Genomic DNA, 13,927 nt, shown 5'->3' with positions numbered 1-13,927 from the left:
GGGATTAAGGGCGGTGGCAAAAATTTCGGTGCGTCAGAGTCTGGTCAGCAGCCCCCCGGGCTGACGCGCAATCCGTCCTTCCAGTTCCAGGCTCACAAGTTGCGGGCCGACCTCGCCCGCCGAAAGTGACAGATCGCGGATCAGTTGATCTTCGGCCAGTGGGCTGGGGCCAAGCCGGTCGAGAATCTGTTGATGCAGGGCGTTTGTGTCACGCAGGCGGCTGGCGGGTTTGGTGGGGCGCGTGGCGGTGGTAACGGCCACGGGACGGGGCGGCGCGGTGTCGCTTTTGGTGTCGGGGATGGGTGCCGGTGCGTTGCCAAGCGCCAAAAGCACATCGTCGGCACCACGCACCAGCGTTGCGCCATCACGGATCAGCATGTTGCAACCCGACGCGCGGGCATCAAAGGGGTGTCCGGGCACGGCCATGACCTCGCGCCCCTGATCCAGTGCATCGCGTGCCGTGATCAGGCTGCCGGAACGCGCTGCCGCCTCCACCACGACAACCGCGCGCACAGTGCCGGAAATGATCCGGTTGCGGGCCGGAAAATGCCGCGCCTGAGGTTGCAGGCCCATGGGCTGTTCGGACAGGCGCAGACCGCGTTCGGCGATTTCCTGTGCCAGAACGGCGTTTTCCGCCGGATAGATCACATCAACACCGCCGCCCATCACCGCGATTGTTCCATGGGGCAATGCGGCCATATGTGCCGCCGTATCAATGCCCCGGGCCAGGCCGGAAACAATGACATTGCCCGCCTGGCCCAATTCATCCGCCAACCGGCGCGCCATGCGGGTACCAAGAGATGAGGCATTGCGCGCGCCGACCATGGCGATGGCCGGTCGGTCAAGCAGGGTCAGATCGCCAATCGCCCAGAGAAGCGGCGGCGGATCGCCCAGATCATAGAGAGCTTTGGGATAATCCGCGCTGCCATAGGCGATGAGCCTTGCGCCCGCCAATCGCCCCGCTTTCAGTTCCGCCTGTGCAACCCCTGCGGGGCACACCTTGTAATCTTTAACGCCGGCCGCTCCTGCGACATCGGGCAGGGCATCCAGCGCGGCCCTGGCCGAGCCATGTTCCGCCATCATCCGAAAGAATGTCGCGACCCCCACACGGCGAGAGCGCAAGAGACGAAGCCAGTCCAACCGAACTTCCTCGGAGTGGGGTGGGGTGAGGGGGGTGAGGGAAGGGAAAAATCCACCGGTCAATCTGCCTCCGTCTACTTGCGCCTCCAACATGTCGTCAGAATGGTTAAGAGTTGATGAACAAATACCCGGGCGGCGGTGTCATGTTTTAAGCCGTTGATAAATAGTAGTAAATACTGGGGCATAAATCTGCCGTCGCGCATCGTGACACGGGATCTGACAAGAATCAGCGGCCCCGTCGCCCGTTCCCGTGACGGTTTTTGGTGCGGACGGTGGGAATCGAACCCACACGCCTTGCGGCAAGGGTGTTTAAGACCCCAGCGTCTACCGTTCCGCCACGCCCGCACGGATTTGTGCTTAGGTGAGGTTCGGGGCGGGGGTCAATGGTGGCCGGACAGAAACGCGCGGTTTCCCTGCGTGTCGGGATGATCCCTGCAATACCCCGCGTGATGGGGCGGAATGGATTGCCTGAACTCCGTATTGAGGTTAGAGTTCTGACATTCCAAGTCATGTAGTTTCCTTGAAAGAGCACCCCATGGCGATTTTAAAACGAATGGCATTAAAGGTTTCCGCCGCCCTGCTGGTCGCAGCCTGTCAGGTTGAAACCAACGCTTATGACGGCAAGGCCGCGCCCAAGATCAAGGCGGCACAGGCGTCGTCATCTTCGGGTGGTTCGCATTACTGAGCGGCGCTGACATGAGCCGCCGATGATGGATTTCGACGCGGTTTATATTGTCGATCTGCGGTTTCCCGGTGGCACCTCGACGGCGCTGATCCACGAGTTGCGCGCTGCCGTGCGTGCAGGGCTGAGCGTTGCGGTTCTCCCTATGCAGAGCGGGCTGCTCACGCCACGGCGCCCGCCAAATGATGCCGTGCTGGCCTGTCTTGGGGTGCTGAACATTCCCGTCATACCGCCCGACACGCCGGTGCGCACGCCGCTGACGCTGATCTATCATCCGACGTTGTTGAACACACCGCCCACCCGGCGGTTGCCTGTTGTGGCGGGTCGCGTCGCACTGGTGGCCCATCATCCCCTGCGCGACGGCACGGGGGCGGCGCAATTCCGCTATGACGCGCTTTGCCGGATTTCGCAGCATATGCTGGGCCAGGCGCCAGTGGTTTTGCCGGTTGGCCCAAAGGTGCGCGACAGTTTCGTGCAGATGGGCCACGGGGGCGATCTGGCCAGGGCGGATTGGCACAACCTGATTGATGTGGCCGCGTGGCCCCAGGTGCAGGGCAGCGGTCAGAGCGATCAGTTGCACATCGGTCGTCATTCCCGGCCCGATCCATTGAAATGGCCAGAGCGGGATACGGCGCTGTTGGCCTATCCTGCGGCTGCGGGGTTGAAATATACCATGCTCGGGGTTGATGGGGCCGTGCGCGCGGCGCTGGAGCCATGGCCGACCCATTGGCGGGCGCTGCCCTTTGCCCCCGACGGGGCGGGGCGGTTTCTGGCTGAAATTGACGTTTTCGCCTATTTTCACCACCCCGCGTGGATCGAGGCGTTTGGCTATACCATCCTCGAAGCGCTGGCATCGGGGGTGCCGGTTGTTCTGCCGCCGGATTTTCGCCCATTGTTCGGGGACGCGGCCCTTTATGTTGCCCCTGAGGGGGCGGGCGATCTTTATCACGCGCTGCGCCGTGACCCTGCACGCCGGGCCGCGCAGGGGGCACAGGGGCGGGCCTGTGTGGCGGCGAGGTTTGGCTATGATACCTTTGCGGCGCGCTATGAAACCTTGGCGGGCGGTCCTGCGCGGGCACCGAAACCGGCCCGTGCGCGGATCGTGCCCACCCGGCCTTTGCGGCTGATGACGGTCACCTCGAACGGGGTGGGGGCGGGACATATGGTGCGCCAACTGGCCATTGCCGGGGCGGCGGGCGTTGGCGTTGAAACGACATTCTTTTCCCTGTCGAAATCCGTGCGCTTTGCAGCCGAGGCGGGATATGGTGCCGAATACCGCGCCTTTCACCGCCAGACCGGCAGCGATGTTGCGGCGTGGAACGCGTGGCTGTGCGACGAAATGATGGAGGCGCTGGCGTTTTATCGCCCAGATGGCGTGATTTTTGACGGGAACATGCCCTATTCCGGGCTGCTGAACGCGCTGCAATCCCACCCCGAGGTCGCGCGCATCTGGGTGCGTCGCGGCATGTGGCGCGCCGCCAACCCCGACAGCCAGCGGCGCGCCGGTCTGTTTCATCTGGTGCTGACCCCGGGTGAGATCTGTAGCGCCGGCGATCCGGGCCACGGTGCCGCCGATGACCCGATGGCCCAACTGGTGGCGCCGATCCTGCCCCTCCCCCGGACGAGCGGTTTTCAAAAGTCACGGCGCGGCGCCTGCTGAACCTGCCGCCCGCCGCCACCCTGTGCCTGCTACACCTCGGCGCGGGGAGCAATTTTGACATGGCTGGCGCGCGTGAACGGGCCTTGGCACGGGTGCTGGCGCGCCCTGATTGCCATGTTGTTGAACTGGTATCGCCTGCCCGGCTGGACCGGGTGGAATGTGCCGGTGACCGCCACCATCTGCGCACGGTGTTTCCGGCGTTTCTTTATTCAAGCGCGTTTGATTTCGCCGTGGGTGCCGTGGGCTACAATTCGTTTCACGAGGCGGTGGCAGGCGCATTGCCCACGCTGTTCGTGCCAAATTCCGCCGAAGAAATGGATCTTCAGGAGGTCCGTGCCGCTTACGCCGCCCAAGCGGGATGGGGGCTGTGTGCGCGGGCGGATGATGTGTTCGGGCTGGACGATGCCTTGACGCGGATCATTGGCGATGATGCCCTGCGCGCTGGCATGCGCAGGGCCATGGGGGCGGTTGCGCAGAAATGGGATGGGGCAGGGCAGGCGGCACGGCTGATTGCCCTGATGGCGGCGACCATGCCCGTGGCCCGCCCCGTGGTGGCCACATGAGGTGGGGGCGCGGTCTGGGCCGCCGGTTGGCCTTTGGTCTGGCGCGGCTGGCCAAGGGGACGCGCCCGGAAGATGGCCCGGCAGGGCGGCTGTTGGCGCCCGAATCGCGCGATGGGGCGGTGGTGTTGATCTGGGCGCTGGATCAGCCCCCCGATGCCCCTGCGGTGGTCGAAACGCTGAACCGGCTGGCCGGGGTGGCGACGCGGGTTCTGGTGATCACGTCGCTGGACATCCGCAGTGCCGGACAAAACGGCGCGATGATCGAGGTGATCCCCGATGCCGCGATCCGGGCGCGCCACCGGGGGCAGGACTGGCACAGTTACATCACCCGGCGCATTGCACGGATTCGCGAAAGCTGGGACGCTGATCTGGAAGTGACCGTCGGCCCCGGCCCTGCCGATTTTCTGACCGCACTGAACGGGGCGACGCCATCCAAAACACCCCCTGCGCGCGATCCCGGTGTCACCGACGCGCCAATGGAATAGCCGATCTGGCCCGACCGCAGGGCGAACATCAACATGACGGCATCGTGACTGGCCCTGTCTGCGCAACATGTGGTTTTTTGCGTTAATCCGCCCCGGAAAGGAAATCCGATGTTCATGCGTATCCCTGCCGCCTCCCTTGCCCTTGTCGTGGCACTGTCTGGCCCGATGAGCGCGGGGCAACTATCGTTTTCGGGGTGGAAAGAGCAGAAATTCCACCTGTTTTCCAAGGTGGATTATACCCAGGGCGGAAACACTTTGGCGTTTCGTTCGAACGGGGCGGCGTCGCTGGTGTGGCAGCAGATGGCACAGGCGGATTGGGCGACACGGGGGGCCACCTGGAATTGGGCCGTGTCGCAATCGGTGCCTGCCACGGATCTCACCCGCAAGGGCGGCGATGATCGCAATGCGGCGGTGTATTTCGTGTTCCTGCCCACAGCAGTGGCCGCTGCCAATGCCGGGTCTGGCAACATTCGCAAACTGTTGGCGCGCAAGGACGCGCGGGTTCTGGTCTATGTCTGGGGTGGGGTGCACAAACGGGGTGCGCGGCTTGCCTCACCGTATATGGGGCCGCGCAGCCAGACGATTGTGTTGCGTGGGGCCGGCACCGGATCATTTACAGAAAACGTCGATCTGGCGCGCGATTACAGCCGGGCCTTTGGCGGCAGCCCCGGCGCGCTGGTGGGCGTGGCCGTTTCCGCCGACAGCGACGATACCGACACAAGACTGGCCGGCCAGATCAGCGGCCTGACCCTGCGCTAACGCACTTTCGTAAAAACCTGAATCCCCCAACACTGTCTGAAAACGGCGATTTCAACGCGTTCGGTGATGGTGAGTGTTCAAGGTATTGCGTTTCTCGGCTAGCTGCAAATGCCCCGCGTTTGCGCCCCCTTCCATGGCAGGATCACCCCGGTGCGCGGTACGCGGCTGTGGCGTTCCAACGTCGGGAAATAGGGCTGCAACAGTTCATAAAGCCGCTGGGTGCGTCCTCCCTCGGGGTCAAGGGCGCGGCAACAGACATATTCCTCGACGATGCCGCCCTGTTGTTCATAGCCAAAGCTCAGAAACCCCTCTCCCCGCCCCAGATCGAACAGATAAGGATCGCCACCGGGGCGATGCTCGGCGGCGGCGCGCAGGGGGTGATAACCGGTGATCGCCCGGTTCTGCCATTGCCACACATGGGTCAGTTCATGGGCGATAAACATGGCGCGGGCCAACGACAGGGTTGCCGGATAGCCGCGCAGGTAATTGTCGCGATACACCTTTTGCGCCGCAAACATGTGGTTGAACAGCACGAACGCGGCGGTGGAAATGCGGACATCGCCGGTTTCGGGGCGGCGAATCCGTTCGCGGCAGGTGAGCGCCGGGCGCGGCGGGCGGGTGCGGGTGACGTTGCCGATCAGCGCGCCATTGGTGATGCGCACTGGCGCCGGGTTCAGGGCTGGCCCCTGAATAGTGGCGGCAAAGGCCCGTTCATCGGGGCCAAGCGGGCGGGCGCAGGTGGCAAGAAACAACAGGCCAAGGGGCAGCAGGACAAGGCGGATATGACGGGGGAATTTGCCCATGGCAACGCGCTCAGGATGTGGCAGCGAGAGGGCGGCGATGCGGCGCCCGGGCCGGGCGATCAAACCCGACCAGCGCGGCAATCCCGGCCCGGCGGGCGGCAAAATAGAACACGACCGGCCCCATCACCCCCGCAAGCGTGCCAATCACCAAATGCGCCGTCAGATCGTCGATTCCGGCCCGGCCAAGGGCGATACGGATGCCGGCAGTGAACAGGATATGGGTCAGATAGATTGGCATGGTCAGACGCCCCAGCGCGGCAAACGCGGCGCACATGCGGGGGGCAGAGGCAGGTTGGCAAGGCAAAGGACAAATCCAAGCGTGGCCAGCACCATGGCGCTCTCGCTCCAATAAAGGGCGGTTTGGGCCAGCCCGGTGGCAAGAATACCCTGACCGGCAAGAAACAGGCCCAGCCCCGGCATCACCCGCCACGCCCCCAAGAGGCGCGGGCGCGCACCAAGGCTGGCCAAGGCGATTCCGGCAAAGAACTCGGGCATGTGGATAAAGACCGGCCACAGGCTTTCGAATGGTCCGGCGCCGATCCACCCCATGAGTGCGGCCAGCGCAAACCCCGCCATAAGCCCAAGCTGCACCGGGCGGTCGAACCGGGCCAGAACATAGGCCAGAAGGGACAGAAAAAACAACGTCCAGAGAAACCAGAAGATACCCGTTGTCGGCTCCCACGGGATGAGGATTTGCAGCGGCGTGACCGGGGCGCCGTTCACCGATGTTCCGGCGGAATATTTCGCCAGACCATCGACCGCAGACCACAACAGCATTGGCCAAAGCAGCGTCTGCACCCGTCGTTTCAGAAACGTCAGAGCGGGCAACGTGGCCGAGAAGAACAGGCCGGACAGAAAGAAAAAGACAGGCATGTGAAAAAGATAGATCGCCTGATCAACCCGTTGAAACAGGGCCTCATTCGCGATCATTCCAGCCGAATCCAACCCGCGCCAGACATGGCCGAACACCACCAGGATGATGGCGCCCCCTTTGACCACGTCAAACCCGATGAACCGCTGCTGCATCCGTCATTCTCCGTCTTGTCGGGCAGGCTGCATGACGGGGCTATAACTGTCAAATGCGGCAGGGCAATGGCAGCGCGCGGCGTGCAGGAACGGCCGATGTGATATTGTCGGCCGGGCGCATGCGGGCCGGCCCCAAGCGACACTTCGCCGTTCTCCCCTTAGGGTTGAGCGAATTGTCGCCATTTTATTGCGGTTGCCATCTGACACCAGTGTGATGCAACTTTAAGTTGCATTTTAGGCTTGCGCGGCGTCATCGCCCATGCGTAACTGACCGGGCAAGCAGCAAGGCCTGGTTGTCGAAGTTCCTGCTTATTACCCACCCCTCGCTCACCCTGCGGGTTCTTCGGCAACCAGCGCTTTTTGCCTACTATCGCGCTTGCTTTTCAGCGAAGCTTGTCCAATAACCCAAGGCGCATCACAGTGGGAGTCAGGACATGAGCGCACGCATTTTCAAACCTGCAAAAACGGCGATGTCCTCGGGCATGGCGCGGACCCATGCCTGGGTTCTTGAATTCGTACCGGACGAGGCGCGCCAGGTCGATCCGCTGATGGGCTGGACCAGCAGTGCCGACACCCAGGCCCAGGTGCGCCTGCGTTTTGAAAGCGAAGAGGCGGCGCTGGAATACGCCCGCGACAATGGAATTGAAGCCGTGGTCGCGCAACCGCGCAACCGCAGCACCAACATCCGCGCGGGCGGATACGGCGAAAACTTTGCCACCACCCGGCGTGGTGTCTGGACACATTGACGGTTGTAAACCGGGGCAAAATCACTTTTGTAGTGATGTGAAGGGCGGCCTGTTGGGCCGCCCAAATCGTTTTTACCGGCTGGAGCCTATCCCTATGACCATCACCCATCTTGTCACCCATTCCGGTGGCTTCCATGCCGATGAATTGCTATCTTCGGTCATCCTGACACGGTTGTTCCCCAAGGCCGATCTGATCCGCACACGGGACAAGGCATGGATGACGCCAGCCGCGGATCGGATCATTTATGATGTCGGCGGCGATTTTGATGCCGGGGCACAGATTTTCGACCACCATCAACGGCCCAACCCGCTGCGCGAAGATGGGCAACCTTACAGCTCATTTGGTTTGATCTGGGCGCAATATGGCCACGCATACCTGCGCGCGATGGATGTGCCCGACCATGATGCCGATGCGATCCACGGGTCGTTTGACCGTGGTTTTGTGTTGCCGGTTGATCTTGTCGACAATGGCGCGGTGAACACATCAGAGGCCGGGCCGCTGTTTTCCGGCATGACATTGCCGGTCTTGCTGGAAAGCCTGAAAACCGTGTTTGATGACCGCGACGAGGGCGCAGACGACCGCGCCTTCATGGCGGCTTTGCCGGTGGCGCGTTCGTTCGTCGAGGCCCAGATCAGACGCAAAGCCGCGAAATTCCGCGCCGAAACCATGGTGATGACCGCCATTGAGGCCGCAGGCGCGGGCCGCATTCTGGAACTGCCGATGGGCATGCCGTTTCGCGCGGGCGTGGAAAAGGCGGGGGCCGATCACCTGTGGTTCGTCATCCATCCGCGCGGCAGCGATTGGGCCCTGACCACAATCCGTGTGGGCGACGACACGTTCGACAATCGCGCCGATCTGCCCGCCGCATGGGCGGGGCTAACCGACGGGGCGCTTGCAACCGCCAGCGGCGTTGCGGGCGCAAAGTTTTGCCACAACGGCCGGTTTATTGCGGTGGCTGCGTCCCGCGAGGCGGTGCTGAAAATGGCCGACCTGGCCGTGGCAGAGGCTTTGGCTGAAAAGGCCTGAAATCTGAGGGTCTGCGGCGATGGCGCGCTTACATATCGCCCGGCCCTTACGCAAGGTCAGGATTCCCATACTTTCCGTCAGCGTCCGGGCGCGTCACATTTGCGGTGGTTTACGAGTTCGGATTGTCTTCCGAAAACCCAGACAGCCGATGCCGTGATGAGCCTTCAGACGGTTCGGCTGTCTGGACCTGTTCAAGATATATTGCGTTTCCTCTGTCGCCCGCCCCATGGGCGGACAGTTGATGGGGACCGGGCCGCAGCATTCTGTGGATGGTCTGTTGCGCCGATACCCCAGTGCCACCTTGCCTGTGCGGCGCGGCCCGTCTAAACCGAGGCGCAACAATCCTTGTCACAGACCGAGTGAGCCCACATGCGCCTGTCCCGTTATTTTCTGCCCGTCCTCAAGGAAACGCCCTCCGAGGCGCAGATCGTCTCGCACCGCCTGATGTTGCGGGCGGGAATGATCAAACAGGCCAGCGCCGGGATATATTCCTGGCTGCCTCTGGGGTATAAGGTGTTGAAGAACATCGAAAATATCGTACACGAAGAACAACAGCGCGCGGGCCACATCCCGATGCTGATGCCCACCCTGCAATCGGCTGACCTGTGGCGCGAATCCGGGCGCTACGATGCCTATGGCCCGGAAATGCTGCGCATCACCGACCGGCACGGGCGCGATATGCTTTATGGCCCCACCAACGAAGAGATGATTACCGATATTTTCCGGGGTGCCGTGGGCAGCTATAAGGATTTGCCGCTCACCCTTTATCACATCCAGTGGAAATTCCGTGATGAAATCCGCCCCCGGTTCGGGGTGATGCGGGGGCGCGAATTCCTGATGAAGGACGGGTATAACTTCGACCTGACCAAGGACGACGCGCTGCACGCCTATAACCGCCATCTGGTCAGCTATCTGCGCACCTACGAACGCATGGGGCTTCAGGCAATTCCCATGCGCGCCGATTCAGGCCCCATTGGCGGCGATGACACCCACGAATTTCTCGTGCTGGCCGATACCGGCGAAAGCGAGGTGTTCTATGACAGCGAAATCACCGATCTGAAATTCGGTGATCGCGAGATAGACTATGACAACGTGGAACAATGCGCCGCGGTGCTGGATGAATTCACCTCCCGCTATGCCCGCACCGACGAAACCCATGATGAGGCCGAGTTCGCCAAAGTCCCTGAAGAGCGCAAGCGCACGGCACGCGGCATCGAGGTGGGGCAGATCTTTTATTTCGGAACCAAATACTCCGATGCTTTGGGTGCCACTGTCGATGACGGTAAGGGCGGCAAGGTGCCGGTTCATATGGGCAGCCACGGGATCGGCGTTTCGCGGCTTCTGGGCGCGATCATCGAGGCCAGCCACGACGACAAAGGTATCATCTGGCCCGAAGGCGTAACGCCGTTCCACTGTGGCATCGTCAACCTGCGTCAGGGCGACGGTGATTGCGATGCGGCTTGCGAGGCGCTTTACAGCGCGCTGACCAATCTGGGGCTTGAGCCGTTGTATGATGATCGCAACGAACGGGCCGGTGGAAAATTCGCCACGATGGATCTCATCGGCCTGCCCTGGCGGATCACGGTGGGGCCACGGGGGTTGAAAAACGGTGTGGTCGAACTGACCTCGCGGCGCACCGGTGAAAGCGAAGAGATGTCATCCGAGGTGGCTGTGGCGCGCATCGCGGCGATTTACAACAAAGACTGAAACTGCGGGACGCCTCCGGCGGGGAGTATTTTGATCAGTAAAAAATAGATCGCTTTTTACTGACTGAAATACTCCCGCCGGAGGCGGCGCATCATCAGCCCCAAGCGCCCCATCTGAAACGGCGCGTATTCACAAGAAGGCAGGACATTCCGTGACAGGCCGCACCGCCCCGTTTTCCCGTTTCGAATGGATGATCGCCTGGCGCTATCTGCGCGCCAAACGGGCCGAGGGCGGGGTCAGCGTCATGACCTGGATTTCGCTGGCCGGGATCACACTGGCGGTTTTCGCCCTGATTGCCACATTGGCCGTGCGTTCGGGATTTCGTGAAGAATTCGTAGATACGATTCTGGGGGCCAATGCCCATGTGACATTGTATTCTTCGGCGCGCGTCACGGACACCGGGCAGACGACCCGGACGATCCCCGATTATATGGACATGGCCAAACGGGTGCGGGCGGTTTCCGGCGTGACCCGCGCCGCCCCATTGATCAAAGGCCAAGTCATGGCCACCCATCGGGGCAGCAATGCCGGGGTTGAGGTGTTCGGTATAAGCGCCGCTGATCTGGCCACCATCCCGCGCATTGCCCATCCTCTCGACTCTCGGGGCAATCTGGCGGATTTCGATCAGGGTGTTGCTATCGGTTCGGGGGTGGCCCGTGAACTGGGCCTTGGGGTGGGCGACAAGATCAGGCTGATTTCGCCCGATGGGGTGAAGACCGCCTTTGGCACCTCGCCCAGGGTCAGCAATTACGAGGTGACTTATATCTTTACCGCCGGGCGCTATGACATAGACCGCACCCGGGTTTACATGCCCTTTGCCGAGGCGCAGTCCTATTTCAACCGCGAAGGCGTGGCGGACGAGCTGGAGATCATGGTGGAACATCCTGAAGCGGTGGATGCCATGACCCTGCCTCTGTTGGCCGCCGGGGGCGAGGGCGCGCTGCTTTGGACATGGCGCGACGCCAGCGGCGGGTTTTTGCGGGCGCTGGATATCGAAGACAATGTGATGTTCATCATCCTGTCGATCCTGGTGCTGATTGCGGCCATGAATATCGTTTCGGGGTTGATCATGCTGGTCAAGAATAAAGGCCGGGACATTGGCATTCTGCGCACCATCGGATTGTCCGAAGGGTCGGTTTTGCGCGTGTTTTTTATCTGTGGTGCCGCCACCGGGATCATCGGTACGGTGCTGGGCGTTGCCTTCGGCTGTGCCTTTGCGATCTGGATTGATCCGATCTTTTCCTTCGTCAACTATGTGGCCGGGGGCGGGGTGTGGGATCCGTCGATCCGGGGCATTTATGCCCTGCCGGCCAAGCTGCAACCGGGCGATGTAATGTCGGCTGTTGTGCTGTCGCTGGGGCTGTCGTTCATCGTTACCATCTTTCCGGCCCGCCGCGCGGCGCGGATGAACCCGGTCGAGGCGTTGCGTTATGAGTGATCCGGTGCTGGTGCTTGAGGGGATCGACAAGACCTATAACAAGGGCGCCGTCAACGCCGTGCAGGTTTTGAATGGTGCGTCCCTGTCGGTTGAGCGGGGCGAGGTGGTGGCGATCATTGCGCCGTCGGGGGCGGGCAAATCGACCCTGCTGCATATCGCCGGGTTGCTGGATACGCCTGACGCGGGGCGCGTGCGGTTGAGCGGAGAGGATATGACCGGCCTGTCGGATCGCCGCCGTACGCGGGCGCGGCGCGGCGATATTGGGTTCGTCTATCAGTTCCACCACCTGTTGCCCGAGTTCAGCGCGCTGGAGAACATCGTGCTGCCGCAACTGGCCAATGGCGTGGCCGATGGGGCGGCGGCGGAGCGGGCGCGCGATTTGCTGGACAAGGTCGGCATCGCCCACCGCGCCGATCACCGGCCTTCGGCGCTTTCGGGGGGCGAACAACAGCGTGTGGCGGTCTGCCGGGCCTTGGCCAATGGCCCCAAGGTTTTGCTGGCCGATGAGCCGACCGGCAACCTTGATCCGGGCACATCGGATGCGGTGTTCGCCGCGCTGATGGATCTGGTGCGCACCACCGGATTGTCGGCGGTGATTGCCACCCACAACCTGGAGCTGGCCGCGCGGATGGATCGCACATTGCATCTGAAAGAGGGCCAGCTGGTCTGAGGGTTTTCCGCTTGCGCTGCCCGTAAATTTGCCCGTATTGGCGACGGCAATTTTCCACAGGGGTTCTCGACAATCCGGTTACCGTTTCCTAATGATAACGGTAACACTCTTGTCGGCGCATCCAGTGGAGCCCCATGACCCACGCCCAATCCATTGTCATTCACGGCCCCCGCGATCTGCGGATTCAACCCGTCGAGGTTGGCGTGCCGCAGCCCGGAGAGGTGCGGTTGCGCATGGCGGTGGGGGGGATCTGTGGGTCGGATCTGCATTATTATCAGGATGGCGGCTTTGGCGCCGTGCGCCTGCGCGAGCCGATGATCCTTGGTCACGAGGTGTCGGGGCATATAGAGGCATTGGGTGCCGGAGTGAGCAGCCTGAAGGTGGGGCAACTGGTGGCAGTGTCACCATCGCGGCCCTGTTACACCTGCCGGTTTTGCCAGGAAGGCAGCCATCAGCATTGCATGAACATGCGGTTCTATGGCTCGGCCATGGCGTTTCCCCATATTCAGGGCGCGTTCTGTCAAAGCCTGATCGCCGATGCCCGCCAATGCGCCCCCGCCGATGGCCTTACCCCGGCGCAGGCCGCGATGGCCGAGCCGCTGGCGGTGTGTCTGCATGCGGTGCGCCGCGCCGGTGAAATGTTGGGCAAGCGGGTGCTGGTCACCGGGTGCGGGCCAATCGGGCTGCTGTGTATTCTGGCGGCGCGCCGGGCCGGGGCGAAAGAGATTGTCGCGACGGATCTGTCGGATTTCACCCTTGGCATCGCGGCGGCCAATGGGGCCGATTTCACGGTGAATATGGCCGATACGCCCGATGGCCTGGCCCGCTGGGAGGCGGACAAGGGGCAGTTCGATGTGCTGTTTGAATGCACCGGCGCGCAGGTTGCCCTGAGCGGGGCCATCGCGGCCTTGCGCCCGGGGGCGGTGATCATGCAGATCGGGCTTGGGGGTGATATGACCCTGCCGGTGCAGTTGATGACGGCCAAGGAATTGCGCTGGACCGGCTGTTTTCGGTTTCACGGTGAATTTGGCACCGGCGTGGCGTTGATGCAAAAGGGGCTGATTGATGTTGCCCCCCTGATCACGCAAACCCTGCCCCTTGATCGCGCCATTGAGGCATTTGAACTGGCCGGGGACCGGTCGCGCGCCATGAAGGTGCAGATTTCCCTTGGCTGATCCTGGTTCATTTCTGTGCGGGGTGCGCTGGAATGTCACCGTTTGT

General features: G+C 62.4%; 15 protein-coding genes and 1 tRNA gene. 11 read left to right on the top strand and 5 right to left on the bottom strand.

Annotated features, from left to right (window positions below):
• Positions 1–33: 33 nt before the first annotated feature.
• Positions 34–1,140, bottom strand: coding sequence for a DNA-processing protein DprA (dprA, locus tag AC0L7P_RS17385; RefSeq protein ID WP_473433851.1), 1,107 nt, complete (start codon positions 1,138–1,140; stop codon positions 34–36).
• Between the two features lie 261 nt (positions 1,141–1,401).
• Positions 1,402–1,485: transfer RNA gene (locus AC0L7P_RS17380), tRNA-Leu, on the bottom strand.
• A 190-nt stretch (positions 1,486–1,675) separates the two neighbouring features.
• Here AC0L7P_RS17380 and AC0L7P_RS17375 point away from each other — a divergent pair.
• The 5 genes from AC0L7P_RS17375 (at position 1,676) to AC0L7P_RS17355 (ending at position 5,289) form a co-directional block, all read left to right on the top strand.
• Positions 1,676–1,825 (top strand): hypothetical protein, encoded by a 150-nt coding sequence (locus AC0L7P_RS17375; RefSeq protein WP_473433850.1) that lies wholly within the window; start codon positions 1,676–1,678, stop codon positions 1,823–1,825.
• Positions 1,826–1,847: 22 nt separating this feature from the next.
• A complete protein-coding gene (locus AC0L7P_RS17370) occupies positions 1,848–3,482 on the top strand; it encodes a glycosyltransferase (protein ID WP_473433849.1) in 1,635 nt (544 codons plus the stop codon).
• Positions 3,483–3,541: 59 nt separating this feature from the next.
• Positions 3,542–4,045, top strand: coding sequence for a hypothetical protein (locus AC0L7P_RS17365; RefSeq protein ID WP_473433848.1), 504 nt, complete (start codon positions 3,542–3,544; stop codon positions 4,043–4,045).
• Entirely contained in the window at positions 4,042–4,530 is a 489-nt protein-coding gene (locus AC0L7P_RS17360; RefSeq protein WP_473433847.1) for a hypothetical protein, read from the top strand. Before AC0L7P_RS17365 ends, AC0L7P_RS17360 begins: the two co-directional genes overlap by 4 nt.
• A 108-nt stretch (positions 4,531–4,638) precedes the next feature.
• Positions 4,639–5,289, top strand: coding sequence for a DUF3047 domain-containing protein (locus AC0L7P_RS17355; RefSeq protein ID WP_473433846.1), 651 nt, complete (start codon positions 4,639–4,641; stop codon positions 5,287–5,289).
• Positions 5,290–5,387: 98 nt separating this feature from the next.
• On the opposite strand, the gene AC0L7P_RS17350 is transcribed toward AC0L7P_RS17355, so the two are convergent.
• From AC0L7P_RS17350 to AC0L7P_RS17340, 3 genes are read right to left on the bottom strand one after another with little or no spacing between them, the layout of a single operon-like run.
• Positions 5,388–6,092, bottom strand: a complete 705-nt coding sequence (locus tag AC0L7P_RS17350) for a hypothetical protein (RefSeq protein WP_473433845.1) — start codon at positions 6,090–6,092, stop codon at positions 5,388–5,390.
• A gap of 10 nt (positions 6,093–6,102) precedes the next feature.
• Positions 6,103–6,330 (bottom strand): hypothetical protein, encoded by a 228-nt coding sequence (locus tag AC0L7P_RS17345; RefSeq protein WP_473433844.1) that lies wholly within the window; start codon positions 6,328–6,330, stop codon positions 6,103–6,105.
• Positions 6,331–6,332: 2 nt separating this feature from the next.
• A complete protein-coding gene (locus AC0L7P_RS17340) occupies positions 6,333–7,118 on the bottom strand; it encodes an acyltransferase family protein (RefSeq protein ID WP_473433843.1) in 786 nt (261 codons plus the stop codon).
• Between the two features lie 434 nt (positions 7,119–7,552).
• Here AC0L7P_RS17340 and AC0L7P_RS17335 point away from each other — a divergent pair, with 434 nt between their 5' ends.
• From AC0L7P_RS17335 to AC0L7P_RS17310, 6 genes are all read left to right on the top strand, one after another.
• Positions 7,553–7,864 (top strand): ETC complex I subunit, encoded by a 312-nt coding sequence (locus tag AC0L7P_RS17335; RefSeq protein WP_473433842.1) that lies wholly within the window; start codon positions 7,553–7,555, stop codon positions 7,862–7,864.
• A 94-nt stretch (positions 7,865–7,958) separates the two neighbouring features.
• Positions 7,959–8,891: an MYG1 family protein gene (locus AC0L7P_RS17330; protein WP_473433841.1), complete on the top strand. Its 933-nt coding sequence runs from the start codon at positions 7,959–7,961 to the stop codon at positions 8,889–8,891.
• 369 nt (positions 8,892–9,260) lie between these two features.
• Positions 9,261–10,598 (top strand): proline--tRNA ligase, encoded by a 1,338-nt coding sequence (gene proS / locus AC0L7P_RS17325; protein WP_473433840.1) that lies wholly within the window; start codon positions 9,261–9,263, stop codon positions 10,596–10,598.
• 151 nt (positions 10,599–10,749) lie between these two features.
• On the top strand, positions 10,750–12,036 hold the full coding sequence (locus AC0L7P_RS17320; RefSeq protein ID WP_473433839.1) for a lipoprotein-releasing ABC transporter permease subunit: 1,287 nt from the start codon (positions 10,750–10,752) through the stop codon (positions 12,034–12,036).
• Positions 12,029–12,706 (top strand): ABC transporter ATP-binding protein, encoded by a 678-nt coding sequence (locus AC0L7P_RS17315; RefSeq protein WP_473433838.1) that lies wholly within the window; start codon positions 12,029–12,031, stop codon positions 12,704–12,706. Before AC0L7P_RS17320 ends, AC0L7P_RS17315 begins: the two co-directional genes overlap by 8 nt.
• Before the next feature lie 134 nt (positions 12,707–12,840).
• The gene (locus AC0L7P_RS17310; RefSeq protein WP_473433837.1) at positions 12,841–13,881 is read left to right on the top strand and encodes an L-idonate 5-dehydrogenase; all 1,041 of its coding nucleotides are present in this window, start codon (positions 12,841–12,843) and stop codon (positions 13,879–13,881) included.
• Positions 13,882–13,927: the final 46 nt, after the last annotated feature.

Source organism: Oceaniglobus sp. K40-3 (genome assembly GCF_055808395.1).
This window is presented reverse-complemented; position numbering and strand designations above follow the sequence as displayed.

Excerpts from the sequence above, each read along its gene's own strand:
- AC0L7P_RS17375 (WP_473433850.1), top strand. The coding sequence starts at position 1,676 with ATGGCGATTTTAAAACGAATGGCATTAAAGGTTTCCGCCGCCCTGCTG.
- AC0L7P_RS17370 (WP_473433849.1), top strand. The coding sequence starts at position 1,848 with ATGATGGATTTCGACGCGGTTTATATTGTCGATCTGCGGTTTCCCGGT.
- AC0L7P_RS17365 (WP_473433848.1), top strand. The coding sequence starts at position 3,542 with ATGGCTGGCGCGCGTGAACGGGCCTTGGCACGGGTGCTGGCGCGCCCT.
- AC0L7P_RS17360 (WP_473433847.1), top strand. The coding sequence starts at position 4,042 with ATGAGGTGGGGGCGCGGTCTGGGCCGCCGGTTGGCCTTTGGTCTGGCG.
- AC0L7P_RS17355 (WP_473433846.1), top strand. The coding sequence starts at position 4,639 with ATGTTCATGCGTATCCCTGCCGCCTCCCTTGCCCTTGTCGTGGCACTG.
- AC0L7P_RS17350 (WP_473433845.1), bottom strand. The coding sequence starts at position 6,092 with ATGGGCAAATTCCCCCGTCATATCCGCCTTGTCCTGCTGCCCCTTGGC.
- AC0L7P_RS17345 (WP_473433844.1), bottom strand. The coding sequence starts at position 6,330 with ATGCCAATCTATCTGACCCATATCCTGTTCACTGCCGGCATCCGTATC.
- AC0L7P_RS17340 (WP_473433843.1), bottom strand. The coding sequence starts at position 7,118 with ATGCAGCAGCGGTTCATCGGGTTTGACGTGGTCAAAGGGGGCGCCATC.
- AC0L7P_RS17335 (WP_473433842.1), top strand. The coding sequence starts at position 7,553 with ATGAGCGCACGCATTTTCAAACCTGCAAAAACGGCGATGTCCTCGGGC.
- AC0L7P_RS17330 (WP_473433841.1), top strand. The coding sequence starts at position 7,959 with ATGACCATCACCCATCTTGTCACCCATTCCGGTGGCTTCCATGCCGAT.
- proS (WP_473433840.1), top strand. The coding sequence starts at position 9,261 with ATGCGCCTGTCCCGTTATTTTCTGCCCGTCCTCAAGGAAACGCCCTCC.
- AC0L7P_RS17315 (WP_473433838.1), top strand. The coding sequence starts at position 12,029 with ATGAGTGATCCGGTGCTGGTGCTTGAGGGGATCGACAAGACCTATAAC.
- AC0L7P_RS17310 (WP_473433837.1), top strand. The coding sequence starts at position 12,841 with ATGACCCACGCCCAATCCATTGTCATTCACGGCCCCCGCGATCTGCGG.